This window comes from Pseudomonas sp. ACN8, assembly GCF_002303925.1.
In the GTDB taxonomy this organism is placed as follows: domain Bacteria; phylum Pseudomonadota; class Gammaproteobacteria; order Pseudomonadales; family Pseudomonadaceae; genus Aquipseudomonas.
In genome coordinates, this window is the sequence record NZ_MRCS01000059.1 from 1 (window position 1) to 23,968 (window position 23,968).

At 61.1% G+C, this 23,968-nt stretch carries 22 protein-coding genes; 4 read left to right on the forward strand and 18 right to left on the reverse strand.

Features of this window, described 5'->3' with window-relative positions; all coding sequences use genetic code 11:
- Positions 1-409 precede the first annotated feature (409 nt).
- Positions 410-2,998, forward strand: a complete 2,589-nt coding sequence (gene ligD, locus BSF44_RS25580; RefSeq protein WP_095945877.1) for a DNA ligase D — start codon at positions 410-412, stop codon at positions 2,996-2,998.
- Between the two features lie 50 nt (positions 2,999-3,048).
- Here the strand turns inward: ligD and BSF44_RS25585 are convergent, their stop codons facing one another.
- The 7 genes from BSF44_RS25585 to potE form a co-directional block, all read right to left on the reverse strand.
- Complete coding sequence (locus BSF44_RS25585; protein WP_095945878.1) at positions 3,049-3,723, reverse strand: DUF3313 domain-containing protein; 675 nt, start codon at positions 3,721-3,723, stop codon at positions 3,049-3,051.
- Between the two features lie 50 nt (positions 3,724-3,773).
- Positions 3,774-5,042: an OmpP1/FadL family transporter gene (locus BSF44_RS25590; protein WP_095945879.1), complete on the reverse strand. Its 1,269-nt coding sequence runs from the start codon at positions 5,040-5,042 to the stop codon at positions 3,774-3,776.
- A 68-nt stretch (positions 5,043-5,110) separates the two neighbouring features.
- Positions 5,111-6,724, reverse strand: a complete 1,614-nt coding sequence (locus tag BSF44_RS25595) for an arylsulfatase (RefSeq protein ID WP_095945880.1) — start codon at positions 6,722-6,724, stop codon at positions 5,111-5,113.
- Positions 6,725-6,923: 199 nt separating this feature from the next.
- The gene (locus BSF44_RS25600) at positions 6,924-7,463 is read right to left on the reverse strand and encodes a phosphohydrolase (protein ID WP_095945881.1); all 540 of its coding nucleotides are present in this window, start codon (positions 7,461-7,463) and stop codon (positions 6,924-6,926) included.
- On the reverse strand, positions 7,463-7,864 hold the full coding sequence (locus BSF44_RS25605; protein WP_095945882.1) for a hypothetical protein: 402 nt from the start codon (positions 7,862-7,864) through the stop codon (positions 7,463-7,465). Before BSF44_RS25605 ends, BSF44_RS25600 begins: the two co-directional genes overlap by 1 nt.
- A 180-nt stretch (positions 7,865-8,044) precedes the next feature.
- On the reverse strand, positions 8,045-10,330 hold the full coding sequence (locus tag BSF44_RS25610; protein WP_095945883.1) for an Orn/Lys/Arg decarboxylase N-terminal domain-containing protein: 2,286 nt from the start codon (positions 10,328-10,330) through the stop codon (positions 8,045-8,047).
- Positions 10,327-11,736 carry a putrescine-ornithine antiporter gene (gene potE / locus BSF44_RS25615; protein ID WP_095945884.1) on the reverse strand — a complete coding sequence of 470 codons (1,410 nt, stop codon included), beginning with the start codon at positions 11,734-11,736 and terminating at the stop codon, positions 10,327-10,329. The genes BSF44_RS25610 and potE overlap by 4 nt, the downstream gene beginning before the upstream one ends.
- Before the next feature lie 184 nt (positions 11,737-11,920).
- Between potE and BSF44_RS25620 the strand changes: the two genes are divergently transcribed.
- Positions 11,921-12,250, forward strand: coding sequence for a hypothetical protein (locus BSF44_RS25620; RefSeq protein WP_095945885.1), 330 nt, complete (start codon positions 11,921-11,923; stop codon positions 12,248-12,250).
- A gap of 125 nt (positions 12,251-12,375) precedes the next feature.
- On the forward strand, positions 12,376-12,792 hold the full coding sequence (locus BSF44_RS25625) for an organic hydroperoxide resistance protein (RefSeq protein ID WP_095945886.1): 417 nt from the start codon (positions 12,376-12,378) through the stop codon (positions 12,790-12,792).
- Between the two features lie 229 nt (positions 12,793-13,021).
- On the opposite strand, the gene BSF44_RS25630 is transcribed toward BSF44_RS25625, so the two are convergent.
- The 5 genes from BSF44_RS25630 to BSF44_RS25650 all read right to left on the reverse strand — a co-directional run bounded on the left by BSF44_RS25630 (position 13,022) and on the right by BSF44_RS25650 (position 17,036).
- Positions 13,022-13,531 carry a copper chaperone PCu(A)C gene (locus BSF44_RS25630; RefSeq protein WP_095945887.1) on the reverse strand — a complete coding sequence of 170 codons (510 nt, stop codon included), beginning with the start codon at positions 13,529-13,531 and terminating at the stop codon, positions 13,022-13,024.
- 1 nt (position 13,532) lies between these two features.
- A complete protein-coding gene (locus BSF44_RS25635; RefSeq protein WP_095945888.1) occupies positions 13,533-14,138 on the reverse strand; it encodes an SCO family protein in 606 nt (201 codons plus the stop codon).
- A 154-nt stretch (positions 14,139-14,292) separates the two neighbouring features.
- Positions 14,293-15,177 carry a ChaN family lipoprotein gene (locus BSF44_RS25640; RefSeq protein WP_095945889.1) on the reverse strand — a complete coding sequence of 295 codons (885 nt, stop codon included), beginning with the start codon at positions 15,175-15,177 and terminating at the stop codon, positions 14,293-14,295.
- Between the two features lie 54 nt (positions 15,178-15,231).
- Positions 15,232-15,999 carry a heme ABC transporter ATP-binding protein gene (locus BSF44_RS25645; protein ID WP_095945890.1) on the reverse strand — a complete coding sequence of 256 codons (768 nt, stop codon included), beginning with the start codon at positions 15,997-15,999 and terminating at the stop codon, positions 15,232-15,234.
- Positions 15,999-17,036: an iron ABC transporter permease gene (locus BSF44_RS25650; protein WP_095945891.1), complete on the reverse strand. Its 1,038-nt coding sequence runs from the start codon at positions 17,034-17,036 to the stop codon at positions 15,999-16,001. Before BSF44_RS25650 ends, BSF44_RS25645 begins: the two co-directional genes overlap by 1 nt.
- A gap of 316 nt (positions 17,037-17,352) precedes the next feature.
- Here BSF44_RS25650 and metE point away from each other — a divergent pair, with 316 nt between their 5' ends.
- A complete protein-coding gene (gene metE, locus BSF44_RS25655; protein WP_095945892.1) occupies positions 17,353-19,641 on the forward strand; it encodes a 5-methyltetrahydropteroyltriglutamate--homocysteine S-methyltransferase in 2,289 nt (762 codons plus the stop codon).
- A gap of 776 nt (positions 19,642-20,417) precedes the next feature.
- On the opposite strand, the gene BSF44_RS25660 is transcribed toward metE, so the two are convergent.
- From BSF44_RS25660 to BSF44_RS25685, 6 genes are all read right to left on the reverse strand, one after another.
- Complete coding sequence (locus BSF44_RS25660) at positions 20,418-21,089, reverse strand: bifunctional 2-polyprenyl-6-hydroxyphenol methylase/3-demethylubiquinol 3-O-methyltransferase UbiG (RefSeq protein ID WP_095945893.1); 672 nt, start codon at positions 21,087-21,089, stop codon at positions 20,418-20,420.
- A gap of 95 nt (positions 21,090-21,184) precedes the next feature.
- Positions 21,185-21,403, reverse strand: a complete 219-nt coding sequence (locus tag BSF44_RS25665; RefSeq protein WP_095945894.1) for a DUF4287 domain-containing protein — start codon at positions 21,401-21,403, stop codon at positions 21,185-21,187.
- A gap of 91 nt (positions 21,404-21,494) precedes the next feature.
- Entirely contained in the window at positions 21,495-22,016 is a 522-nt protein-coding gene (locus BSF44_RS25670) for a cytochrome C (protein WP_095945895.1), read from the reverse strand.
- A 234-nt stretch (positions 22,017-22,250) separates the two neighbouring features.
- Entirely contained in the window at positions 22,251-22,772 is a 522-nt protein-coding gene (locus BSF44_RS25675) for a methylamine dehydrogenase light chain (RefSeq protein ID WP_008050506.1), read from the reverse strand.
- An 18-nt stretch (positions 22,773-22,790) separates the two neighbouring features.
- Positions 22,791-23,417, reverse strand: coding sequence for a methylamine dehydrogenase accessory protein MauD (gene mauD, locus BSF44_RS25680; RefSeq protein ID WP_095945896.1), 627 nt, complete (start codon positions 23,415-23,417; stop codon positions 22,791-22,793).
- A gap of 5 nt (positions 23,418-23,422) precedes the next feature.
- Positions 23,423-23,962: a MauE/DoxX family redox-associated membrane protein gene (locus BSF44_RS25685; RefSeq protein WP_095945897.1), complete on the reverse strand. Its 540-nt coding sequence runs from the start codon at positions 23,960-23,962 to the stop codon at positions 23,423-23,425.
- Positions 23,963-23,968: the final 6 nt, after the last annotated feature.

Below are 23,968 nucleotides of genomic sequence, written 5' to 3' on the forward strand. Positions count from 1 at the left end.
ACATCCCTGGCGCCTGACTCACCGCCATCGCGAGCAGGCTCACTCCCACATTTTGATCCCCGCCGAACGCAGATCCTGCGGGCGCTGAAAGTCCCTGTGGGAGCGAGCTTGCTCGCGATGAGGCCGCCACAGCCAACATCCCTGGCGCCTGACCCACCGCCATCGCGAGCAGGCTCAGTCCCACATTTTGATCCCCGCCGAACGCAGATCCTGTGGGCGCTGAAAATCCCTGTGAGATCGAGCTTGCTCGCGAAGAACGATGATTCGGTCAACCTGCTGAAACTCGCCCTCCGCTCCAAGCCCGTCCGTCCGGGCAATTTCAACACCGATTGAATTATTACGCCGCAGGCCTGCTCTGCTTGATTAGAAGACATTTGCATTCAACGTCCTGGCGCGAAGCAGGTGAGCCATGCCCCGCAACCTTGTTGACTACAACCGCATGCGTGATTTTTCGGCGACTTCCGAGCCTGCCGCCGACAAGCGTCCACGCAGGAAAACCGCCAGGGATCATGCCTTGCAGTTCTGCATTCAAAAGCATGACGCCTCTCACCTGCATTATGATTTTCGCCTGGAGCTCGAAGGTGCGCTCAAGAGCTGGGCCGTGCCCAAAGGCCCGTCGCTGGATCCGTCGGTCAAGCGTCTGGCGGTGCATGTCGAAGACCATCCGCTGGCGTACGCCACGTTCGAGGGCCGCATTCCCGAGGGACATTACGGCGCCGGCGAGGTGATCGTCTGGGACCGGGGCATCTGGATTCCCCTGGACGATCCGGTGACGGCCTACGCCAAGGGGCGGCTCAAGTTCGAGTTGCAGGGGGAGAAGCTCGGCGGCCTGTGGAACCTGGTGCGTACGCACATGCCGGGCAAGCAGGAACAATGGTTTCTGATCAAGCACCGGGACGGCGCCGCCAGATCGCAAAGTGACTACGACGTGCTCAGCGCCGAGCCGGACAGCGTGCTCAGCAACCGCAGCATCGTCGACAAACCATCAAAAACGGCGGTCAGGTCCAGGCCCACCCGCAAACCATCAGCCAGCTCACACCAGAAAAAATCATCGCCCCTGACCGGCGCGCGCAAAGCCAGGCTGCCAGCCCTGCTCAAGCCGGAGCTGGCAACGCTGGTGGAAAAAGTTCCGGATGGCCCGTGGAGCTACGAAATCAAGTTCGATGGCTACCGGATCATGGCCCGCATCGACCACGGCGCAGTGAAGCTGATCACCCGCAATGGCCACGACTGGACCCACAAACTGTCAGGGCAAGCCCGGGCCCTGGCCGCGCTGGGCCTGGAGTCGGCGTGGCTCGACGGTGAGATGGTGGTAACGGACGAACAGGGTGTACCGGACTTTCAGGCGCTGCAAAACGCCTTCGAAGAGGGGCACGGTGACGACATTCTCTACTACCTGTTCGATTTGCCATACCTCAATGGCGTGGACCTGCGCGAGGTGCCGGTCGAAGAACGTCGGGCCGCGCTGGCGACCGTGCTCAAGGCCAGTGCTGAGCCGTTGCTGCGCTTCTCCGAGTCGTTTGACGAGGAGCCCCGCGCCTTGCTCGACTCCGCCTGCCAGATGCACATGGAGGGGTTGATCGGCAAGCGCCTGGGGTCGCCCTATGTCTCTCGGCGCAGCAGCGACTGGATCAAACTCAAATGCCAGAACCGGCAGGAATTCGTCATTGTTGGTTTCACCGAGCCGAAGGGCTCGCGCCAAGCCTTCGGGGCGTTGCTGCTGGGGCTGCATGACCGCGATGGCGGCCAGTTGCGCTACGCCGGCAAGGTCGGCACCGGGTTCAACGAGGCAACGCTGCGCAGCCTCCATGAACAGCTCAAGCCGTTGCAAGTGAAAAAGCCGCCGGTGGTCAATCCACCTGGCGGTTCGCTGGCCAGGGATGTGCACTGGCTCCAACCCAAGCTGTTGGCGGAAGTGGCCTTCGCTGAAATGACCAGGGACGGCTCGGTGCGCCATGCCGTGTTCCATGGCCTGCGCAATGACAAACCGGCCCGAGCCATCACCCAGGAGCGCGCGAAAACCGTGAAAACCTCCACTGCGAAAAAAACCGGCACGGCAAGGCCCGCTGCCACGCAAAAGCAAACCGCGCCCGCCCCCTCACAAATCGGGCTGGAGCAGGGCAAGGTACGCATCACTCACCCGGACCGGGTGATCGACCCCGGCGGCGGCACCACCAAACTGCAACTGGCGCAGTACTACGCCAGTGTCGCCGAGTGGATCCTGCCCGAACTCAAGGATCGTCCGGTGGCGCTGGTACGTGCCCCGGACGGCATCGCCGGCGAGTTGTTCTTCCAGAAGAATGCCGAGCACCTGGCGATCCCCGGCATCACCACCCTGGACAAACAACTCACCGGCCAGCCGATGATGCTCATCAACAACGTCGAGGCGCTGGTTGGCGCGGTACAGATGAGTACCGTGGAACTGCATGCCTGGAATGCGACGTCTGACAAACTCGACAAGCCGGACCGTTTTGTCCTCGACCTTGACCCGGACCCGGCGCTGCCATGGAAACGCATGGTCGAGGCCACGCAGCTGACGCTGTCGGTGCTGGATGAACTGGGGCTCAAGGCGTTTCTGAAAACCAGCGGCGGCAAGGGCATTCATGTGGTGGTGCCGTTGACCCGCAAGCTCGGTTGGGATGAGGTCAAGGACTTCAGCCACGCCATTGTCAGCCATATGGCCAAGTTGTTGCCCGAACGATTTTCGGCGGTGTCGGGTCCGAAGAACCGGGTCGGACGGATTTTCATCGATTACCTGCGCAATGGTCTGGGGGCGACCACCATTTGTGCCTACGCCGTACGTACCCGCGAGGGGTTACCGGTGTCGATGCCGATCTGGCGCGAAGAGGTGGCCGAACTCAAGGGCGCCAATCAATGGAACCTGCACAACGTGCATGAACGTCTGGCGCAAGTCGGGGATGGACCCTGGGCGGACATGCCCAAAATCCGGCAAACGATTACTGCCCAGATGCGGCGGCGGGTGGGGATGAAGAAGTGACTGGAAGGGGCGTGTGGCGAGAGAGCAAGCTCCCTCGCCACAAGAGTGTGTTACTTGAGGAACGCCTGGAAGTCGGTACCCAGTTTGTCGATCGCCGCCTTGAAGTCCTTGGCGGTAATCTGCTGGCTTTCGTTTTTCAGTTCGGTGCCGAACACCTTGCGCACCACTTTGGCTACGGTCTGGTTGCTCTTGGCGTCAACGAACTCGGCTTCGATGAACAGGGTGGTGTTCTGGTCACGGTGACCGGTGGCAGCCTGGGTTGCCCCGACTACGGCCGCGATGGGAACCACTTCATACCACTTCATGCCTTCGTTCTCGGCGTTCACCCCGGTGATCGCCGCACGCATGATCAGAGGGCGCGAACCCGCCGGAGCGGATGAGGAAGTGGGTACTACGCGATACTTCTGACCCAGGGAGGCCTTGGCCTTGCTGGTCATGTAGTTCTGAATGTCGGCCAGGGTCTGCTGGTTGACCCGTTCATCGGGTTTTGGCGCCGGGTAGAGCTCCAGTTTGTTGAACACCACGGTGTCATAGGCATTCGGGTTCCACGAAGGGCTGACCCAACGCATCGCGGTACCGCCGCTCGGCGTTTCGACTTCCTGCAGGTTGTTGTAGTTGGACAGGAAGCCTGAGTATTGCTCCTTCTCCGTCACTTTCGAGGTGCAACCGCCAAGCAGCAGACTGGCCAGCGTGGCGCCGACGAGCAGTTTTCGGGACAGATTCATAGTGGTGTTTACTCCTTGGAAGAAATCGTCGTTCTTTTGTTTACAAGTCATCAAAATCGCCAGGTCATGTTCCCGCTCAAGGCTTGAATCCAGGCATTGTCGAATTGACCGGAAACTCGATTGCCTGACACGGATTTGGCCTGGTCCACCGGCATGTCGCCGAGCCAGACCATGGCCCAGCTGACGTTGACATCGGTGTCCTGGTTCAGAGCATAGGTGGCGCCTGTGGCAATGCGCCAGGATTCGTTCATCGGCAGGATCACGCTACGGTTGCTGTCCGAGACGGCACTGCTGTCGTAGGCCACGCCGAAGTTCCACAACCACTGCTCGGTGGCCTGGTATTGCGCGCCAAGGGAGAGGTGCCAGGTGTCCTTGAAACCGGCGTCGATCGTTTTCGATTGCGCTCCAAACGCGGTGGTGTCGACTTCTACGCCGATGTCGCCGAACTCCGACCAGTCCTGCCAGTTGGCCGAGGCCAGCAGCGCCCATTGCCGGTCCAGTTGCTGGAACAGGCTCAGGGTGACGGTTTGCGGCACCTTGGTGTCGAGTTCGGTGTTGGTGTTGTTGACGCGCTCGAGCAGTCGACCATCGCCCTTGACGTCGAGCTTGTCTTCGAAGTCCAGGTCGACCTGGCTGGTGTAGGTCAGGCCGATACGCGTGCCGGGTTGCGGGGCGTAGATCACGCCGACGTTGGCGCCAAAGCCCCAGTCGTTGTCCCGGTACTTGAATTGGCCGTCAGAGCGATCAGTGAAGCCGAAAGGGGAGCGGTCGATGGCGGTGTCGGCCTTCAACATTCCGTACATGGCCTTGATGCCAAGCCCGACCGACCACTGCTCGTTGAAGCGATACGCCACACTGGGCACCAGCGACAAGCCGAGCAGGCTGTCGTTCTGCACGAAGTAGCGGCCAGACCAGTCGTTGTCGTAATTGAGCGCCAGGCCGAAGTCACCGTACTGGCCGAACCCGACGCTCCAGTGCTCGTCCAGTTCATGGCTGATGAAGAAGCTGCCACCGGGAATCGGATCGAGGGCGTTGCCACTGCCGCTGCCCGGGGTGTTGGTGCCGGAGTCGCGGTCGAAGCTCAGGTCGCCATACAGAACCTGCAAACCGGCGGTGATTTGCGTCCCCGGTAGATAGCTCATGCCTGCGGGGTTGCTGGCGATAGTCGAGGGGCCTTGGGCACGGGCGGCGGCACCGGCGTTGGCCAGGCCGGCGTTATCGGTGCCGATTTCATAGAGCATGATGCCACCGGCCCAGGCTTGCTGGCAGCACAGGGCAAGTAGCGCAGAGGCGGGCAGGGTAGTTGTTTTTATTGGCATTGAAATCCCTCGGCAATTGTCCATTTCGAATACGGGTGGACTTAACTAGCCACCCGTGGATTCGGCTGTTACTTGGCCATCTCTGCTCGAGCCTTGGCGATCTTGGCTTTAACCGAGTCGAGGTTGAAGCTCGCGCCTTTTTGCATCGGTGGGAACTCGATTGCCGTTTCCGCCAGTTTGGCCACCTGCTGCTGGACGAACACGAAACGCCAGAACTGGAACTTGAACCAGTCGAAGTACTGTTGCGAACCCTGCGCGGCCTGGTTTTCCGGCCAGCCCATGCGCTCGAACGGGTCGAGTCGAAGATTGGTCAGGATCGGTACATCCACATCAACTTTAGCCCCCAACCAGCCACCCGGTTGGTCAATGAAGCGATATTTGTAGTCGTCTATGCGCACTGCACCCAAGGCGCTCTCTCCAAAGTAGAAGATTTCATGCCGGCTCGACGGACCTTTTCCGGTGATCATTGGAGTTTGATCATAGCCGTCCAGGTGAACTTTGTAGGTGGTGTCGCCCAATTGTTTGCCTTTGAGCAGTTCGGCGGTGATGTTCGGGTTGCCCGCCGCCGCGACCAGAGTCGGGAACCAGTCCATGCCGGACATGATGCCGTTGGCGACCTGATTGGCCGGCACTTTGCCCGGCCAGCGGATGATTGCTGGCACCCGGAAGCCACCTTCCATGACCGTGCCCTTGCCCATGGCGAACGGCGTTGTGCCGCCATCGGGCCAGGTGAAGTTTTCCGCTCCATTGTCGGTGGTGAAAATGACGATGGTGTTGTCGTCCATGCCGTCTTTCTTCAGCTTCGCCAGGACATCGCCGACGATGTCATCGAGCTGCGCCATGCCGGCTTCCTGTTCCGACCAGCCATTTTGCGAGTTGCGCATGGCCTGGTACTTGTCGGACAGGTGCGTGACGATGTGCATGCGGGTCGGGTTGAGCCAGACGAAGAACGGTTTGTTGTCCTGCTTGGCCTTGTCGATGAAAGAGAACGCCTTGTCGCGAATCTCCTCGTCGACGGTTTTCATTCGCTCCGGATAGAGCGTGCCGACGTCTTCGATTTTCTGCTTGCCGACCTTGCCCCAGCGCGGCATCACGGTCGTATCATCAGTGGTGGAGGCCCAGCTGTGGACCATGTTGCGTGGGCCCACGGTCGCGAGCAGTTCCTGCGGATAATTGGGGTGTGCCGGATCTTCCATGGCGTCGAGGTGATAGAGGTAGCCGAAGAATTCATCGAAACCATGGACGGTGGGCAGGAACTGGTTGAGGTCGCCCAAGTGGTTCTTGCCGAACTGGCCGGTGGCATATCCCATGGCCTTGAGTGCGGTTGCGATGGTGACGGCTTCGGCGGGAATCCCCACGGGCGAGCCGGCCTGGCCGACGGTGGTCATGCCCGTACGAATCGGCAGTTCGCCGGTGATGAAATTGGCGCGTCCGGCGGTGCAGCTGGCTTCGGCGTAGTAATCGGTGAAACGCATGCCTTCATTTGCCAGCTGGTCGAGGTTGGGGGTTCTGCCGGCCATCATGCCCTGGTTGTAGACGCCGATATTCGACCAGCCGATATCGTCGCCCATGATCACCAGGATGTTGGGGGCTTTGTCGGCCGCCAGGGTCTGGCCGGGAAGCGCCTTTGCAGACAGCAAAAGGGGTATCGCAAACATCGTGGATAAGGTTTTCCGGTTCATGTCGAGCTCCTGCGTACTAGCGTGAGTACATCGAGACGAGCCCCCAACCATCGTTGAAATTCGTGACCCCCGCGAAGAGCGTAGGTTTGAATTGTGAAATATCCAGTAATGAATAGTCAGAAAGTGAGTGTTTCAGGCACTTTGTTGCGAAATGGCGTTGCGACAATGGCGCCATCGGTGGGGAAGGCAGACGCTTGTGTTACCAGCGAAACATGGGCAGCGGCCGTAGCGGAGAGCGGATGAGCTGCCGGGCTGAAAGCTTCATCAGCATCGAGTGAAAACCGTGATCGGGAAAGGTCGCCTGCACGGTTTTGATGAAGCTGCGGGGCAAGCCGAAACTCACCAGACCCAGGGACACATCCACCAGATCGGCCTGGCGGAAGGGTTCGACATTGTCGGCGTAGGCGCCGCGATACCGGCGCAGTTTGTGATGTTCAAGTATCAATGCGCTGACTTCATCCTTCAGTTCCGGACGTTGCTGGTTGTCCAGGTACTCGGTGGCCAGGGCAATGGACGGCGGCAGGTAGTCGAGGGTGTCATCGGTCCAGATACCCAGGTCATGAAACGCCACCGCGATCTGTACGGCGTCCGGGGGCAAGCCTTCGGCACCGCGCAGGGCGCAATGGAAATTCAGCACCCGGTAAATGTGATTGCGGTAGCCCTGGAGGTCGGCACCGATGGCCAGGGCGAACGAGGTGAGAATCTCGTCGGTGAGGGGGAATTCGAGTAGAGGTTTCATCAGGCGTCACGCAACAGGTCGTTGGCATTGAGCAGTTCGTAGGCGATTTCCGGGCGCTTCTCCATGGCTCGGCGGATGGCGGCCGGGATGCTGGCGCGGGTCTTGCGGCACAGCCCGGGCAGTTCGCTGATCTGGATGCCGATGCCGCGCATGGTGCGCACTTCGTTGAAACCGGGAGCGATGTTCACGCGGATACCCAACTGTTCGAGCATGCGCCGTTGCAGGTGCTCCAGATCGCTCAGGCTCTGCAGGTTCTCCAGCCGTTCGATCAGGCGTTTTTCTTCGTTGCGGGTCAGAAACAGAATGCGCAGGTCCGCCCCTGGAGTTTCCAGCAACGGGTCACGCCCGCAGTCGCAGGCGCCGGGCGGGCAGGGTGAGCGGATCGCAGCGGTGGTGGTCATGGGGATCAATCATAGAGCGCTGTGATCGAGTTTGCCCATAGGGATTTTTGGGGGGATGCAAAGCAATGTGGGAGCGAGCTTGCTCGCGATGGCGTCGTGTCAGGCAACAGCAATGTTGACTGCAAAAACGCTATCGCGAGCAGGCTCGCTCCCACAGGTGTTGCGGTGAACCAGCGTGACTTATTTCAGTACCAGCATCCGATAAACGCCGTCTTCGACTTCGATCCCGTGGGTGTCATGGGTGAAGCCGGGGAAGGATTTGTCGAAGGCTTCCAGTGCCTTGAGATACGCCAGCAACGGACCGTCCGCCGGACCTGCGTTCTCACCCGGCATGAGCAGCGGGATGCCGGGTGGATACGGCACGATACCGGTCGCGGCAAGACGCCCGGCGGCTTCGTTGAGCGTCACCAGCTCGATGTCGTTGCGCACCAGTTTTTCGTAGGCCTCCACCGGGCTGAACTCGGCTTTTGGCAGGGTGCCGAAGGCCTGGGACATGTTGGCGGTGGTCTTGTGTTTCTTCATGGCGGCGAAGATTTCGTCGGCCAGATCCTTAAGGCCCATGCCGGCATAGCGATGCTGGTTGGCGTTGTACAGATCGGGCAGGCACAGCTCGAGCTCGGCGTTGTCGTCGTAGTCACGCTTGAAGTCGAGCAGGGCGTTGAGCAGCGTGCCCCACTTGCCTTTGGTGATGCCGATGGAGAACAGGAACAGGATGGTGAAGTCGGTGGTTTTCTCGACCACGATACCCTGACGACCCAGGTACGCCGTGACCACGCAAGCGGGAATACCGGAGGCGAGCAGGCTGCCGTCGTCGCCCATGCCCGGGGCAAGTACCGAAACCTTGATCGGGTCGAGCATGCAGTAACCGTCTTCGATGTCGCCGAAGCCGTGCCAGACCGCGTTCGGGTGCAGGACCCAGCAGTTCGGGTCGGTTTTCAGCGTGGCCGGGTCGACCTCATGGAACGGCACGGTCGCTGCGCCAACCTGTACGGTCGGCGGCTGCCAGCAGGTGAAGAACCAGTCATCCTTGCTCAGCATCTCGTTGTGCATGCGCGAGAGAACCTGGCGGAAGCTGATCGCTTCTTCAATCGACTCGTTGGTGAGGATCTGCCCGCTCGGTGCTTCCATCATCGCCGAACTGACGTCGCAGGACGCCATGATCGCGTAGTTCGGCGAGGTCGAGGCGTGCATCATGTACGACTCGTTGAAGCGCGCATGTTCGATCGGGTTACGCCCGTTACGCACATGGATCATCGAAGCCTGGGACAGGGCGGCCAGCAACTTGTGGGTCGACTGGGTGGCGAACACGGTCGGCTTGGACTTGTCGTGATCGGCCGGGTCGCCGTGCATGGCATGGCGTCCGCTGTACAGCGGGTTGAAACGCGCATAACCGTACCAGGCTTCGTCGAAGTGCAGACGGTCCACGCTTTCGCCCAGCAGCTCTTCGACGCGGGTAACGTTGTAGGTCAGGCCGTCGTAGGTGGAGTTGGTGACAATGGCGTGCACCGGCGTCGGGTCGATGCCTGGCTTGACCAGCGGGTTGTCGGCGATGGCGGCTTTCACGCCTTCGGCGCTCAGGGTCTGCGGCAGGATCGGGCCGATGATGCCGTAGCGGTTGCGGGTCGGCACCAGGTAGGTCGGAATCGCCCCGGACAGGGTCATCGCGTGTTCGGCGGACTTGTGGCAATTGCGGTCGCAGAGGGCGATCTGGTTGCGCGTGACGCTGGCCATGAGGATGACACGGTTGGACATCGACGAGCCGTTGGTCACGTAGTACGTGCGATGGGCGCCGAAGACCTTGGCGGCGTAGCGCTCGCCCTGGCCGATGGGACCACTGTGATCGAGCAGGGAGCCCAGTTCGCCAACCGAGATCGACAGGTCGGAACGCAGCAGGTTCTCGCCGAAGAACTCGTAGAAGGCCCGACCTGCGGTGCTCTTGAGGAATGCGGTGCCGCCGGCATGGCCGGGGGTGTGCCACGAGTATTCATAGTTGCGGGCAAACTTCACCAGCGCGCCGAACATCGGCGGCAGGGCGGCCTGGCGATAGCGCTCGATGGCCGCCAGGATGCGCCCGCTGAGGAAACGGGAGGTGTCCTCGGGCAGCCAGATGAAGTCGTCGGCGTGTTGCATGACCAGCAATGGAATGCTCGACGCGGTGGTGCGGTCGCTGATCAGGAACACCGGCACCCGGGTGTTGCGCTCGCGCAGCTTGACCAGCAATTTGGTGCAGTCGGCGTGCCCTTCGCTGGTGTCCATTTCCCAGCGGATGAGTACGCATTGAATGGCCGGGTCCGAGCGCAGGATCGAGGCGGCATCGATGAGACTTTCCGAAGCCAGAACACTGACGCCACGTCCCTCTACGTCGTGGACCAGTTGATCCAGGGCGCGGCCAAACACCGTTCGCTTGTCCGGAGGGCTGCTGACCAGTAGCGCCAGCATGCCCAGCGAGTGTTTATATTCCGTCATGCTCGAACCTCCATAGTGGCTTTATTCAGATTGTTCACCGGCACTGGCTCGGCAGTGAGGTGCTGCGCGCTGACGGTTTGCGTCGGTACGCTGTTGTTGAGCGCTTCGAGGCGGATCAGGCGGTTGTTGACGAAGCCGAACAGGGTGTAACCAACGATGGTGGCTACGCCGCCCAGCATCAGTGCCTGTTCACCGGAACTGTACAGCGCCAGGTAGCTGTAGGCCGCTGCGATCAGGGCAATGACGTTGGTGGCCAGTGCCTTGCCTTCCGGCACGTTGGAGACTTTCTGCATGGTCATCAGCGCGGCCATGGACAGGATGTACGGCACAAGGTTGGTGACCACCGCGAGGTTGACCAGGGTGTCGAACTGCTTGCTCAAGTCGGGGCTGATGGTGAGCAGGGCCAGCGCGGTCTGCGCCGCCAGCAGCACCAGCATGCCGACAATCGGCGTTCCCGCTTTGTTGCCCTTGGCAAAGATCGGCAGAAAGTAACCGGTGTCCGCCGAGCTTTTGTACACCTGGGCGATGGTGAACTGCCAACCCAGCAGCGAGCCGATGCAGGCAAGCACCATGGCCGCCATCACGATGTCGCCGACCATCGGGGTGAACATCTTGGCGAACACCAGGCCGAACGGCGCGGTGGACGCAACCAGTTCTTCGTTGCCGACGATGCCGAAGATGACGTTGGTGGAGACGATGTAGATCACCGCCGCCCCCAGAGTGCCGCCCAGCACCGCAATCGGTACGTTGCGCTCAGGGTTTTCCACCGCGTCGGTGTTGGCGCAAGCCGACTCCAGGCCGAGGAAGGCCCACAGGGTAATGGCCACCGAGGCGCCTGCCGCTTCGAACCAACCCTTGTCGTGGGGGTTCCAGCCAGCGGCGTATACGCTGCTGTCGAACCAGAACCAGCCCACCGTGGATACCAGTACCACCGGTGCAATCACACCCCAGACCGTGACCGCGCCGATCCGGCCGGTAATGCGCGCGCCGCCAAAGTTGGCGAAGGTGGTGATCCACAGCAGCGCAATGGTCGCCAGGCCTACTTGCAGTGAATCGAGTGTTATCCCGAACAACACCTGGATATAGCCGACCGCGGTAATACTGATCGCCACGTTGGCAATCAACAGCGACAGACCGTAGGTGTAGTTGGTGATGTAGTTACCGGCTTTACCGAAGGTGTATTCGGCATAACCGCCCATGCCGCCGGTCTTGCGGCTGAGCATCCCGCATCGCGCAAAGGCATAGGCCAGAGCGAGGGAGCCGGTGGCCGTTATCAGCCAGGAGAGGATCGAAATCGCACCGACTTCCGCGAGTTTCGTCGGTAGCAGGATAATTCCTGAGCCCAACATGTTGACCGCCGTCAACATTGTCAGTTGCCCCACACTCATTTTCTTTGCGACTGACATTCCGTTGCCTCACTTAGTTGGCGATAGAGAACCTTAGCTATAGCAAAGGTTTGAAATCTCGCAAGAAATTGACGACCCCCATCGCGCTTTTTTCATTTATTTGCAGAAAAGGCAGGATGCTGGCCCCCAAGTTTCAAAGTTCTCTGCAAAATTACTTTGTTTTCAGTCGGTTAGATAGGTCGAAATGCGCAAGATATGGATCGCGTTAATTCCGCTAATAGTTTCGGGAATAGCCAACTCGGCTCAAGCAAAAGAACTGGCAGCCAAAGAACAGTACATGTGCAGTTGGGGCGCGGGTACCGCTGCAAGGGCACAGGAACTCAAGCTTTCAGGCGTTTCCTTGTATGCCGCCCGCCAAAAAATCCAGGTTTATAAGTTCGCCAAGTCCTGGATGCGCATGATGGCTCTTGGCATTACAGAGCAAACTTATGACAGTCCGTCGCGATTCAAACCGGCTGCAGTACGCCAGAGCTTTTATGAGGACTGCGTCAAGTACAAGCTGGCGCGTAAATAAACAAGAAGCGGGCACCGGTCGGATCGACTGCGGCGCGGGGCTGTGACGTCTATATTGATTGACCACCCCCGGCCACCTGACGGGGTGTCGACACCGGTTTCTTACAACTCAATCAGGAGGTCACCATGAGCCAGATCGATAAAGTGTTGTACACCGCCAAAACCCACACCACCGGCGGGCGCGACGGCGCCTCCCGCAGCTCTGACGGAATCCTTGATGTGAAGCTTTCGTCGCCAGGTGCGGGCGGTGGCGGTACTAACCCCGAGCAACTGTTCTCTGCCGGGTGGTCAGCCTGTTTCATCGGCGCCATGCAGGTAGCGGCCAGGGAAATGAAAGTGGCGCTGCCCAAGGATGTAGCTGTCGATGCCGAGGTTGATTTGGGCACCAATGACGGCGGCTACCTGCTGCAGGCGCGGCTCAATGTCAGCCTGCCGGGGCTGGACCGTGAAACCGCACAAAAAATCGTCGACACCGGGCACCAGTACTGCCCGTACTCGAAAGCCACGCGCAACAACATCAACGTCGTGCTCAAGCTCGTTTGAGTTGATGTGAAAAGGTCTTGGCGAACGACACTGGTTGTCGCCAAGACCTGAAAGGCTCGCTCCCACAAATATTGTGGCCGGCCGCGGGACTCGCATTCACTGAAGATCAAACTGTGGGAGCGAGCCTGCTCGCGATGGCGGAGTGTCAGGCGACATCGGTGTTGAATGTGGCGGCCTCATCGCGAGCAGGCTCGCTCCCACAGGTTCTGTGTTTTAACTGATGGAGCAATCAGTTCATCTTGCTGTGATCATGCTTCATCGCGCTGTGATCCATGGTGCCGATCGCCTTGGCAACGGCTTCAACCTGAACCGACTCTTTCGTACCCTTGGCGTCTTCCACGGTCAGGGTCAGCGGCACCTTGTCGCCTTCCTTGATCTGGCCGGTGAGGTTCATCAGCATGATGTGATAGCCGTTGGGATCGAAGCTAACCGGCTTGCCGGCCGGCAGTACAACGGACTGCACCTGCTGCATTTTCATCACGTCGTCTTTCATGCTCATTTCATGAATCTGCACCAGCCCGGCAACCGGCGTTTGCACGCTCAGCAGCTTGCTGTCGGCGCTGGCGGTGACGGTCATGAAGGCGCCGCTCGACGGCTGGCCGGCCACGGTGGCGCGGACCCAGGCGTCGTCGACCCGGGTTTGTGCCGACACCTGAAGGGCCAGACCGATCAGGGACAAGCCCAGCGCCAGTTGCTTGCAGCGTTGCGCGAAACGGTTTTTAGCCTGCGGGGCATTCATTTCAGCAAACCTCCATCACGGTGAGCAGGTCTTCTGCGCACTCTTGGGCCGTCAGGGACGTGGACAGTCCCAGGCGCAGAGTGCCCCGGGAGTCGAAGACATAGCTGGTCGCGGTATGGGAGAGGGTATAGGTATCGCCGCTTGGCACCTTCTCAAAGAACACGCCGAATTCCTTGGCGGTGGCGGCGGTTTCTTCCAGGGTGCCGTACAGCGCTTCAAAACTCGGGTCGAAGGCTTTTACGTATTTATCGATCATCTCGGGAGTGTCGCGCTCAGGGTCCAGGGTGATGAAGATCACCTGCAGCCTTTCACCATCGCGCCCCATCAACTTTTTGGCCTGGGCCGCACGGGCCAGGGTGGTGGGGCACACGGCCGGGCACTGGGTGAAACCGAAGAACACCATCGGCATCAGGCCGCGATAGCTGCCCAGCATCCGGGTTTCGCCTTGGGCGTTCTTGAGCTTGAAGTTACGCCCCATGATTTTGTCGCTGAGGTCTTTGCCGTACTTGAACGACAGCTTGCTGCTGTCGTCGCAACCGGCGAGCAGGCCCAGGCTCAACAGGCCCATGCCTTGCAGGACAGTCCGGCGGGTATACAAAGTACTCATGAAAAAAGCATCCTGTTGAACAGGCTGAAATGACAGCGTGATGACTATACAGACGAAAAAATCGGGGGGATGTTAACAAACAGTGCCGGTGCCGGAGGGGTGGATACGACCATTGGACCGGAGCACAGGCGTGACATAGTGTCGCGCCACAGGTTCAGCGACGTAGCTCCGCACAATGATCCTGTTGCGGTTGCGCAGCCGTGTACCAGACATAATCCGCACTCTCGGCGGTCACGGACTTGCCCGCTTCGGCCAGGATCAGCACCGCATTCCCTTCACCGGCACCCAAGTCCTTCAGGTGCAGCGGGACCCCGAGATCCTTGCGCACGTGGAAGGTACCGGCCAGCAGCAACGCAGGCGTCGGCGCAGCCATCAGGCGTTCGGCCATGCGCCGGTCACGCTGTTGCTGCACGGCGAGCATGGCGGGCATCTGCGCTTCGGGCAGCAAGCCGCAATGGGATTCGCGAATGTCGTCCAGCAACGTCGCCTGCACCTGTTGGGTGGTGGACGCTTGCCCCGTGAGTACCGGGCGCTGTTTGTAAATCTGCATGATCTGCGCGCGGTCCAGGTTCGCCGCCAGCAGCGGATACGGTTGCCGCAGCGCGTAGGTGACAAGTGCGCCATAGACGCTCCAGTCCCAATTGGCCTGCCAGACCAGTGCCTTGAACGCATCGGCCGGTGGCTGGTCTGCGCGGGTTGCGGCCTGCGCGGCATCGACCCTGGCCTGTTGATCGGGATTGAGCATCTCCAGCAACAGGCTGCCCTGGGCCCGTTGGGCCGCCAGTTCGCGCAGCAGCCACAATTGCAGGGCGTGGTGGTCCGGGTTGTCGTGTTGTTCACCGACCAGAACACGTGGGGCAGCGGCCAGGCGTTCGACCAGTGCTTGCGGCGTCAGCGTACGGCCCGTGGCGAGTTCACGGATGACTCCGAGGTCGGTGTGATCACGGCCTTGCGGGGCGATCGGCGCCGGCGGTGGTGTGACTTGATGGGTTTGGCAGGCCGCCAACAGGCTGAATGCACAGAGCAACAGAAAGCGCATCGGTTTTCCTTATTGGATAGTTGCCCCCCCTCGATGACAGAGGAGGGGGCGGTATCAGCGCGCGATGATCAATGGGTGGCCGCGTTCCGGATGCTGGTGAATCAGTACCTCCAACCCATAGACCGCTGCCAGCGCTTCGGCGGTCAGCACCTCGGCCGGTGGACCGTAGGCGTGGGGCAGGCCCTGTTGCAACAACAGCAGTTGATCGCAGTAACGTGCGGCCAGATTGAGGTCGTGCAGGATCACCAGCACCGCGGCGCCGCGTTCGGCGAAGTCACGCACGGCTTGCAAAATGGTGTGCTGGTGCAGCGGATCGAGCATTGACGTCGGTTCATCGAGCAGCAGGGTTTGCCCTGCCGCACCTGGCCAGAGCTGAGCCAGCACCCGCGCCAGATGCACGCGCTGGCGTTCACCGCCGGAGAGGGCCAGGTAGCTGCGTCCGGCAAGATGAAGGGCGTCGGCGGCTTTGAGCGCCTCGGCGACGATTTCGGCGTCGCGCACCCGACCGCTGGTGTGGGGCAAACGACCCATGCCGACGACTTCATTGACCGAAAACGCAAAGTTCAGGCTCGAACTCTGCGGCAGCACCGCCAGGCGTTTGGCCCGCTCCTGACCCGGCCAGTCGGCGAGTGGACGCTCGTCGAGGCTGACCCTGCCTTCGCTGGTTGCCAGTTCGCCGCATAAAGCGCAGAGCAGGGTGCTTTTGCCGGCGCCATTGGGCCCCAGCACACCCAGCACTTCACCGGGGCGTAACTCGATATCGATGTTCGCCAGGACCGTGCGGTTGCCACGACGTACCAGCAGGTTGTTTGCCCGCAGCATCAGGAACGCCCTCGTACCAACAGATATAGAAAGAACGGAGCGCCGATCAGTGCAGTCACGATGCCGATTGGCAATTCGGCCGGCGCCAACAACAAACGCGCCGCCAGATCGGCCAGCAACAGCAGGCTGGCACCGGCCAGCAACGACGCGGGCAGCAACACCCGGTGATCCGGGCCGACGAGCAGGCGCATCAGATGCGGCACCACCAGACCGATAAAGCCGATCAGGCCGGCCGCCGCGACGGCCGCGCCGACGCCGAGCGCCGTGCACAACACCAGCTCAAGCTTGATCCGCTCGATGTCGAAGCCCAGGTGACGCGCTTCCGATTCACCCAGCAGCATTGCATTGAGCGCCGCCGCCCGACGGGGCAACCACAATGCCACGCCCAGGGTGACGATCAGCAACGGCCACAAGCGCGGGTAACTGGCACCGTTGAGGCTGCCCAGGTTCCAGAACGTCAGGGTGCGCAAGGTCGCATCATCGGCCAGGTAGGTGAACAAACCGACCCCGGCACCGGCCATCGCCGTCATCGCCACACCCGCCAAGAGCATGGTGGCCACGTCGGTTTGCCCGTTGCGACGACCAAATCGATACACCACTGCCGTGACGATCAAGCCACCGGCGAAGGCGCTGACCGACAGCAGATAAGGTTCGATCGCCGGCGGCAAGCCACCGAGCAGGCTGCCGCCGACGATGGCCAGGGCGGCACCGAGCGCGGCACCACCCGAGACGCCGACCAGACCCGGATCAGCCAAGGGATTTCGGAACAACCCCTGCATCGCCACGCCGGACAACGCCAGTACCGAACCGACGGCGATACCGAGCAGACTGCGCGGCAAGCGGATCTGCCCGAGGATCAGCTCCGCCTGCTGCGTGTTGCCACCGTCAAGTGGCAACCCGAGCAGGCGCATCCCGCCCAGCAAGGTATCGCCCAGCGGCAGGCTGACCGGCCCGAGGGCCAGGGACAGCCAGAACACCAGGACCAACAACAGCGTTAGAAAGATCAACGTCGGACGCGGCCGAAAAATGGCCGTCATTGGCTGATCCCGGCGGTCTGCGCTGTGGCGTTCGGGTAGAACGCCGTGGCACGGGCCGGCAGTGTCTTGATACGCATCGGGACTATTCCTTAGCCGATCAGAGGGGGTGGCGGGCATCGAAACCTTCGTAGCGGGTGATGATGCCATCGACACTCGGCTTACGCATACGCCACGGTTCGATCACACCGGGTCAGGTGTTCATGTGCGGCGTCATTGAACATGAGAATAACTTGTGATCATCGCGATTAAAATGAGTTTGTCTCACTCGCCTGCACTGTCGACAATGGCCCCATTGAACGCATTGGAGTTATTTGACATGGCTGTGGCCCATTCCCTTGGATTTCCGCGCATTGGTCGCGACCGTGAACTGAAAAAGGCGCAAGAGGCGTTCTGGAAGGGCGAGCTCGACGAAGCCGGTCTGCGCACCGTGGGCCGCGACCTGCGCAAGACCCACTGGGACTTGCAGAAAAAGGCCGGCATCGAACTGCTGCCGGTCGGTGACTTCGCCTGGTACGACCAGGTACTGACCCATTCGTTGATGTTCGGTGTGATCCCTGAGCGTTTTCGCCCGCACGATGGCAAGGCCAGCCTGCAAACCCTGTTCGGCATGGCGCGCGGCGTGAGCGACAGTTGCTGCGGCGGCGCGCATGCCCAGGAAATGACCAAGTGGTTCGACACCAACTATCACTACCTTGTCCCTGAATTCAGCACCGATCAGCAGTTCCAGCTCGGCTGGGACCAGTTGTTCGAAGAAGTCGAAGAAGCCCGCGCACTGGGCCATAACGTTAAGCCGATGATCATCGGCCCGTTGACTTACCTGTGGCTGGGCAAGGCCAAGGGCGCCGAATTCGACAAGCTTGAGCTGCTGGATCGTCTGTTGCCGCTGTACGGCCAGATCTTCCAGCGCCTGGCGGCACAGGGCGTCGAGTGGGTGCAAATCGATGAGCCGATCCTGGTGCTCGACCTGCCACAGGAATGGAAAAATGCCTTTGAGCGGGCCTACAACCTGATTCAGCGAGACCCGCTGAAGAAACTGGTCGCCACTTACTTCGGTGGGCTGGAAGAGAATCTGGGCCTGGCCGCCAATCTGCCGGTGGACGGCCTGCACATCGATCTGGTGCGCGCACCGGAGCAATTCCCGACCATCCTCGATCGTCTGCCGGCCTACAAAGTTTTGTCGCTGGGGGTGGTCAACGGCCGTAACGTCTGGCGCTGCGACCTGGAAAACGCTTTGGTCACACTGCAGCATGCTCATGAGCGTCTGGGTGATCGCCTGTGGGTCGCGCCATCCTGCTCGCTGCTGCACAGCCCGGTTGACCTGGGTCGTGAAGACAAGCTCGATGCCGAACTGAAAAGCTGGCTGGCGTTTGCCGTGCAGAAGTGTGAAGAAGTCGCGGTGCTGGCTCAGGCGGTCAACGCGCCGGAAGCGCCGAAGGTGCTTGAAGCGCTGACTCAAAGCCGCGCGGTGCAGGCCAGCCGTGCTGCGTCGCCACGCATTCACAAGCCAGCCGTGCAGGCGCGGGTTGCTGCCATCACCGCCCAGGACAGCCAGCGTCACTCGCCGTTTGCCCAGCGTATCGAGAAACAGCGCGCCGGCCTGAACCTGCCGCTGTTCCCGACCACCACCATCGGTTCGTTCCCGCAAACCGCGTCGATCCGACTGGCTCGCCAGTCGTTCAAGCAAGGCAAGCTGACCGAAGCCGAATACACCGAAGCCATGCACAGCGAGATTCGTCACGCCGTGCACGTGCAGGAGCAGCTGGGCCTGGACGTGCTGGTGCACGGTGAAGCCGAGCGCAACGACATGGTCGAATACTTCGCCGAGCAACTCGACGGCTACGTGTTCACCCGTTTCGGCTGGGTCCAGAGCTACGGTTCGCGCTGTGTGAAACCGGCGGTGATCTTCGGCGACCTGAGCCGCCCGAAAGCCATGACCGTGGAGTGGATCCGCTATGCCCAGGGCCTCACCGACAAGGTGATGAAGGGCATGTTGACCGGTCCCGTGACCATGCTGATGTGGTCGTTCCCGCGCGAAGACGTGACCCGCGAAGTGCAGGCCCGCCAACTGGCGCTGGCGATCCGTGATGAAGTGGTGGACCTGGAAGCCGCCGGGATCAAGATCGTGCAGGTCGACGAAGCCGCGTTCCGCGAAGGCCTGCCATTGCGCCGGGCGCAGTGGCAGCACTATCTGGACTGGGCGACCGAAGTGTTCCGCCTGTGCGCCTCTGGTGTGCGTGACGAAACCCAGATCCACACCCACATGTGCTACAGCGAGTTCAACGATGTGATCGAGTCCATCGCCGCCATGGATGCCGACGTGATCACCATCGAAACCTCGCGCTCGGACATGGAACTGCTGGACGCGTTCGAAGCCTTCGCCTACCCGAACGAAATCGGCCCGGGCGTGTACGACATCCATTCGCCAAGGGTGCCGGACTCCTCGGAAATGGCCAACCTGCTACGCAAGGCCGCCAAGCGCATTCCCGCCGACCGCCTGTGGGTCAACCCGGACTGCGGCCTGAAAACCCGCGGCTGGCCGGAAACCGAAGCGGCGCTGGTGCACATGGTCAACGCTGCGCGCCATCTGCGCAAAGAATGGGCCTGACGCTTTAGTGTGTACGCCACTGAACCTGTAGGAGCGGGCTTGCTCGCGATGACTGAGTGTCAAACGACATTGATGTCGAATGTGCCGACCTCATCGCGAGCAGGCTCGCTCCCACAATGATTTGGGTGGTTCGCAGATGTTGCGTACAGCCACTGAAACCTGTGGGAGCGAGCCTGCTCGCGATGACTGAGTGTCAAACGACATCGATGTCGAATGTGCCGACCTCATCGCGAGCAAGCTCGCTCCCACAATGATTTGGGTGGTTCGCAGATTTTGCGTACAGCCACTGAAACCTGTGGGCGAGCCTGCTCGCGAAGGCGGAATATCAGGCGACATCGATGTCGAATGTGCCGACCTCATCGCGAGCAAGCTCGCTCCCACAATGATTTGGGGGGTTCGCAGATTTTGCGTACAGCCACTGAAACCTGTGGGAGCGAGCCTGCTCGCGATGACTGAGTGTCAAACGACATCGATGTCGAATGTGCCGACCTCATCGCGGGCAAGCTCGCTCCCACAATGATTTGGGTGGTTCGCAGATTTTGCGTACAGCCGCTGAACCTGTGTGCGAGCCTGCTCGCGAAGGCGGAGTGTCAGGCGACATCGATGTCGAATGTGCCGACCTCATCGCGAGCAGGCTCGCTCCCACAATGATTTGGGTGGTTCGCAGATGTTGCGTACAGCCACTGAAACCTGTGGGAGCGAGCCTGCTCGCGATGACTGAGTGTCAAACGACATTGATGTCGAATGTGCCGACCTCATCGCGAGCAGGCTCGCTCCTACAGACGTGGTTCGGCCACCAATAGCAATGACTGTGGCACGGGGCTTTGCGGGTGCTGTGGCTCCTGCAAACCGGCCAATGCAAAGCCGGCCATGTCCAGCGCAATCAGCCAACTGGACAGGGTACGGAAATACCAGGGCATGGGCTGCCACTGCCCCTTGAACGCTGTGAAAGTTTCTTCCCGCCAACCATCCTGATAGTCGCCCGCCGCAGCCACCCACGGGTGCAGCGTCTGGATCACCAGCGCGCCACCCGGGGCGAGCAGGGTGTTCATGGCGGCGAGCAGGGGGATGATGTCCTGGTGCAGCAGGGCGAAGTTGGCGCAGATCAGGTTGTAGTCGCGGCCGATGTCGACTTTCGCTTCAGTCAGTTGTTCATAGCTCGCCAAATGCACCGGCGCAGCGCCCGCCGCTCGCGCCGCCTCCACCAGCGTCGCATCGCCATCCACACCGACCGCCTCGATACCCCGGTCTGCCAGCGCGCGCAACAACCAGCCTTCGCCGCAACCCAGGTCAAGCACACGTTCGGGCTGACGACCCAGCACCGCCAGCAGGATGGCCTGGTCGGTGACCGTTTGACGGCTTTCGATGCTGCCGCTGCGGATGGCGTCGATCCAGCTTTGGGCGTTGTGGTGCCAGCTGTCGAGGAGGGCGGATTCGGGGGCTGACATGGTCGATGTCCGGCGTGACGGGTTGGATGAAAGGATAGGGCAACAGCGGGTTGATGGTGGTGCCGGTTTTACCCGGTACCACCGACAGCGCATGGCTAGGCGCTTTTGGTGGCTGCCAGATGATAGGCAACCAGCGCATTGGCGTGGCCATGGCCCATGCCGTGTTCGGCTTTGAGCCAGGCCACCATCTCCATGTGTTTCTTGTCGCTGACGGTCTTGAGCAGGTCCAGCCAATGGCTGATCGGCTGCCCATACTTTTTTTCGATGGACGGGAAATACGAAGCCGGTCCTTTGGTTTTTGTCTCTTCGGTCACGATGCAAACTCCCTTTTCGATTTTCCAGGTTCGAAAACAGCACCGGTTACGTTACTTATTTGCCGTCAATGCGTCCATCGGCAAGGCGTTCTCAGTCATTCATCCCGTCATCGATCGCGATGCCCTGGGCACGCATGGCCTTGATCAACTCGCTACGGGTGCCGGGCAGGTTGAGCATGGTCTTGGCGCGCAATGCCGTGACTTCTTCGGCAGTGTAAGGCTGATAGTCGGCCGGCACGCTTTTGCCCGCCATGCCGTCTTCCCGCATCAGCCAATTGAGCAAGTCCGCCAGTTGCGCGTTGTTCAACGCCGACTGCGACATGCCCGGCACCCGCACGAGGAATTCGCGGCCACCGGGGACTTTGAGGAAGTTGCCGACAAAGCCTTTCATCCGTGGCGTGTCGTTGGCGGCGGAACCGCTGCCGTCGCCCAGGTGGCAACCGGCGCATTGCAGCTGGTAGTTCACGCCGACGCCATAACCGGCCTGGGCGATCGGGGTTTGCAGTGATTCATTGCCCGGCGCGTGATGCTGGTTCGGGTCGGGAATGGCCCGGGCATGGGCGAGCGGGGCGCCAAGGGCGCAGACGAGACCGAGTAAAATCAAACTACGCATGTAACCCAACTCCGCTGATGACCGGTTTGGCTCTGCATCCCTGTAGGAGCGAGCCTGCTCGCGAAGGGCGTCAACGATAACGCGTGCTGTCTGATTTAACGCGTCGCCTTTGAGTTTTTCGCGAGCAGCCTCGCTCCTACAGAGGTATAGAGGTACAGAGAACAGCTAAAAAAAGAAAAGCCGCCACAGAAAAAAAGCGCCGATTGCGCGAACAACCGGCGCAAAGCGCGTTTTTTAAACGGCGACGCCGCGGATGACCGAAACGGTGCAGTGGTAGATGTGGGATTTGGCGGCCAGGCACCAGTTCACATCGTTGTTGTTGAACGGGCGGTAGGCCGGTTCTTCACTGTCGTTACGGGTGCAGGCGCACTGGGCGCAGCTTTGCTTACCGCAGCAGTCGTTGTACGAAATGATGTAGTCCTTGCCGTCGGCCGGGTTGCGGCAGGTGCCGATCCAGGTCACTTGCGAGGCTTCGGTGCCCGGTGGGCAGGACGTCACCGACCCGCCGCAGCAGCTGCACAGAAAGCCGTCGATGGAGCAGTAGCGCCAGTAGTCGCAGCTGTTCGGATCACCGGGGTCACCGGCCTGTGCAGGCTCCGCGGCCAGGGCCTTGCTGGTGCGGTCCAGCGGTAGCAGCAGGGGCAGGGCGGCACCGGCCACCATCAGTGAACCCATGCGTGCCAGCAGTTTGCGGCGCGAAGTGGTGTCGGCGACACGGCGGGACGAACGCTCAAACAACAGATCCAGCAGTTTCATAAAGGTCTCCCTGCCTTATCAGTGGCTATGGCCGTGGCTGTGGTCGTGATCTTGGGTGTGCGGTTGGGCATTGAGGTACTGCTGCAGCGTGGCGTGCTTGAGGTGCTCGACTTCGAACAGGCTGTCCAGGTGCTCGCGGGAGTTGACCAGGCCTTTGGCGCGCAGGGTGCCGGCCTTGTCGATCAGCGCGGCGTACGGCAGCTTGCCAATCTGGTAGGTCATGCCCACTTCCGGGCCGACCACATAAGTCGCGTCTTCCAGTTTGTGCTCACGGATCAGCGCTTGCTGGGCGTCCATGTCGCCGTCGCTGACGAACACTACGTCGAGGTTGCCTGCCTGCTCCCTGGCGATGGATTTGATCGCCGGCAGCAGCGATTTGCAGATCGGGCAGGTCGGCGAGAGGAAGAACAGCAGTTGCGATTTCTCGCCGGCATAACCGAAGTTCACCGGGCGACCGTGACGGTCGCTGGCGGTGACTTGCGGCGCGGGTTCATTGACCGCCACGCCTTTGTCCACCATCAACGCGCCGGCCGGCGCCAGGCGCCCGTGCAGCACGCCAATCTGCCGCACCAGGCCCATGACGACAAACGCCACGGCCACCAGCAGCACCCAGAGCAGAACGTTGGAAACAATCAAGCCTTCCATTTCGATTACCTACCAATCAATTTGAGCAGAAGAGGGGAGTTCGCCAGCAGGCCATCGGCCGCGGCGTAGATGAGCAGCGCGACCGCGGCGGCGGCCAGGGTCACGAAGCCATCGAACAGGTTCAGGTCGCGGGCAACCGGCGCCACGCTGGCCACCAGCGCAAGTAGCACCAGTGCGCTGTTACGTGCCAGCAGCACCGGACGCAGTGGCTGTGCCTGGTCGGGACCGGCGCAACCGCAGTCGATGTCCGCGCGACCGCGCCACAGGTTGATGCCGATGGCGGCGGCGTACAGGGCCAACAGGCTGGCGGCGCTCAGCGCGGCATAACCGCGGCTGACCGGCACCAGCAGGGCAAAGGCGATGGCCAGTTCCAGCAGCGGCACCAGCCGTGCCGTGGGGCGCACCAGCGCCTCGGGCAGCAGTTGATAGTCCGCCAGTTGCCGGGCGAAGCGGGCCGGCGCGCGCACCTTGTGGGTCGCGGCGCTGGCCAGCAACACCGCGATGGCGATGGCGCTGGCAATGATGAAGATCGGATCTGTGTGCATGGCGAA

Excerpts from the sequence above, each read along its gene's own strand:
- ligD (WP_095945877.1), top strand. The coding sequence starts at position 410 with ATGCCCCGCAACCTTGTTGACTACAACCGCATGCGTGATTTTTCGGCG.
- BSF44_RS25585 (WP_095945878.1), bottom strand. The coding sequence starts at position 3,723 with ATGAATCTGTCCCGAAAACTGCTCGTCGGCGCCACGCTGGCCAGTCTG.
- BSF44_RS25590 (WP_095945879.1), bottom strand. The coding sequence starts at position 5,042 with ATGCCAATAAAAACAACTACCCTGCCCGCCTCTGCGCTACTTGCCCTG.
- BSF44_RS25595 (WP_095945880.1), bottom strand. The coding sequence starts at position 6,724 with ATGAACCGGAAAACCTTATCCACGATGTTTGCGATACCCCTTTTGCTG.
- BSF44_RS25600 (WP_095945881.1), bottom strand. The coding sequence starts at position 7,463 with ATGAAACCTCTACTCGAATTCCCCCTCACCGACGAGATTCTCACCTCG.
- BSF44_RS25605 (WP_095945882.1), bottom strand. The coding sequence starts at position 7,864 with ATGACCACCACCGCTGCGATCCGCTCACCCTGCCCGCCCGGCGCCTGC.
- BSF44_RS25610 (WP_095945883.1), bottom strand. The coding sequence starts at position 10,330 with ATGACGGAATATAAACACTCGCTGGGCATGCTGGCGCTACTGGTCAGC.
- potE (WP_095945884.1), bottom strand. The coding sequence starts at position 11,736 with ATGTCAGTCGCAAAGAAAATGAGTGTGGGGCAACTGACAATGTTGACG.
- BSF44_RS25620 (WP_095945885.1), top strand. The coding sequence starts at position 11,921 with ATGCGCAAGATATGGATCGCGTTAATTCCGCTAATAGTTTCGGGAATA.
- BSF44_RS25625 (WP_095945886.1), top strand. The coding sequence starts at position 12,376 with ATGAGCCAGATCGATAAAGTGTTGTACACCGCCAAAACCCACACCACC.
- BSF44_RS25630 (WP_095945887.1), bottom strand. The coding sequence starts at position 13,531 with ATGAATGCCCCGCAGGCTAAAAACCGTTTCGCGCAACGCTGCAAGCAA.
- BSF44_RS25635 (WP_095945888.1), bottom strand. The coding sequence starts at position 14,138 with ATGAGTACTTTGTATACCCGCCGGACTGTCCTGCAAGGCATGGGCCTG.
- BSF44_RS25640 (WP_095945889.1), bottom strand. The coding sequence starts at position 15,177 with ATGCGCTTTCTGTTGCTCTGTGCATTCAGCCTGTTGGCGGCCTGCCAA.
- BSF44_RS25645 (WP_095945890.1), bottom strand. The coding sequence starts at position 15,999 with ATGCTGCGGGCAAACAACCTGCTGGTACGTCGTGGCAACCGCACGGTC.
- BSF44_RS25650 (WP_095945891.1), bottom strand. The coding sequence starts at position 17,036 with ATGACGGCCATTTTTCGGCCGCGTCCGACGTTGATCTTTCTAACGCTG.
- metE (WP_095945892.1), top strand. The coding sequence starts at position 17,353 with ATGGCTGTGGCCCATTCCCTTGGATTTCCGCGCATTGGTCGCGACCGT.
- BSF44_RS25660 (WP_095945893.1), bottom strand. The coding sequence starts at position 21,089 with ATGTCAGCCCCCGAATCCGCCCTCCTCGACAGCTGGCACCACAACGCC.
- BSF44_RS25670 (WP_095945895.1), bottom strand. The coding sequence starts at position 22,016 with ATGCGTAGTTTGATTTTACTCGGTCTCGTCTGCGCCCTTGGCGCCCCG.
- BSF44_RS25675 (WP_008050506.1), bottom strand. The coding sequence starts at position 22,772 with ATGAAACTGCTGGATCTGTTGTTTGAGCGTTCGTCCCGCCGTGTCGCC.
- mauD (WP_095945896.1), bottom strand. The coding sequence starts at position 23,417 with ATGGAAGGCTTGATTGTTTCCAACGTTCTGCTCTGGGTGCTGCTGGTG.
- BSF44_RS25685 (WP_095945897.1), bottom strand. The coding sequence starts at position 23,962 with ATGCACACAGATCCGATCTTCATCATTGCCAGCGCCATCGCCATCGCG.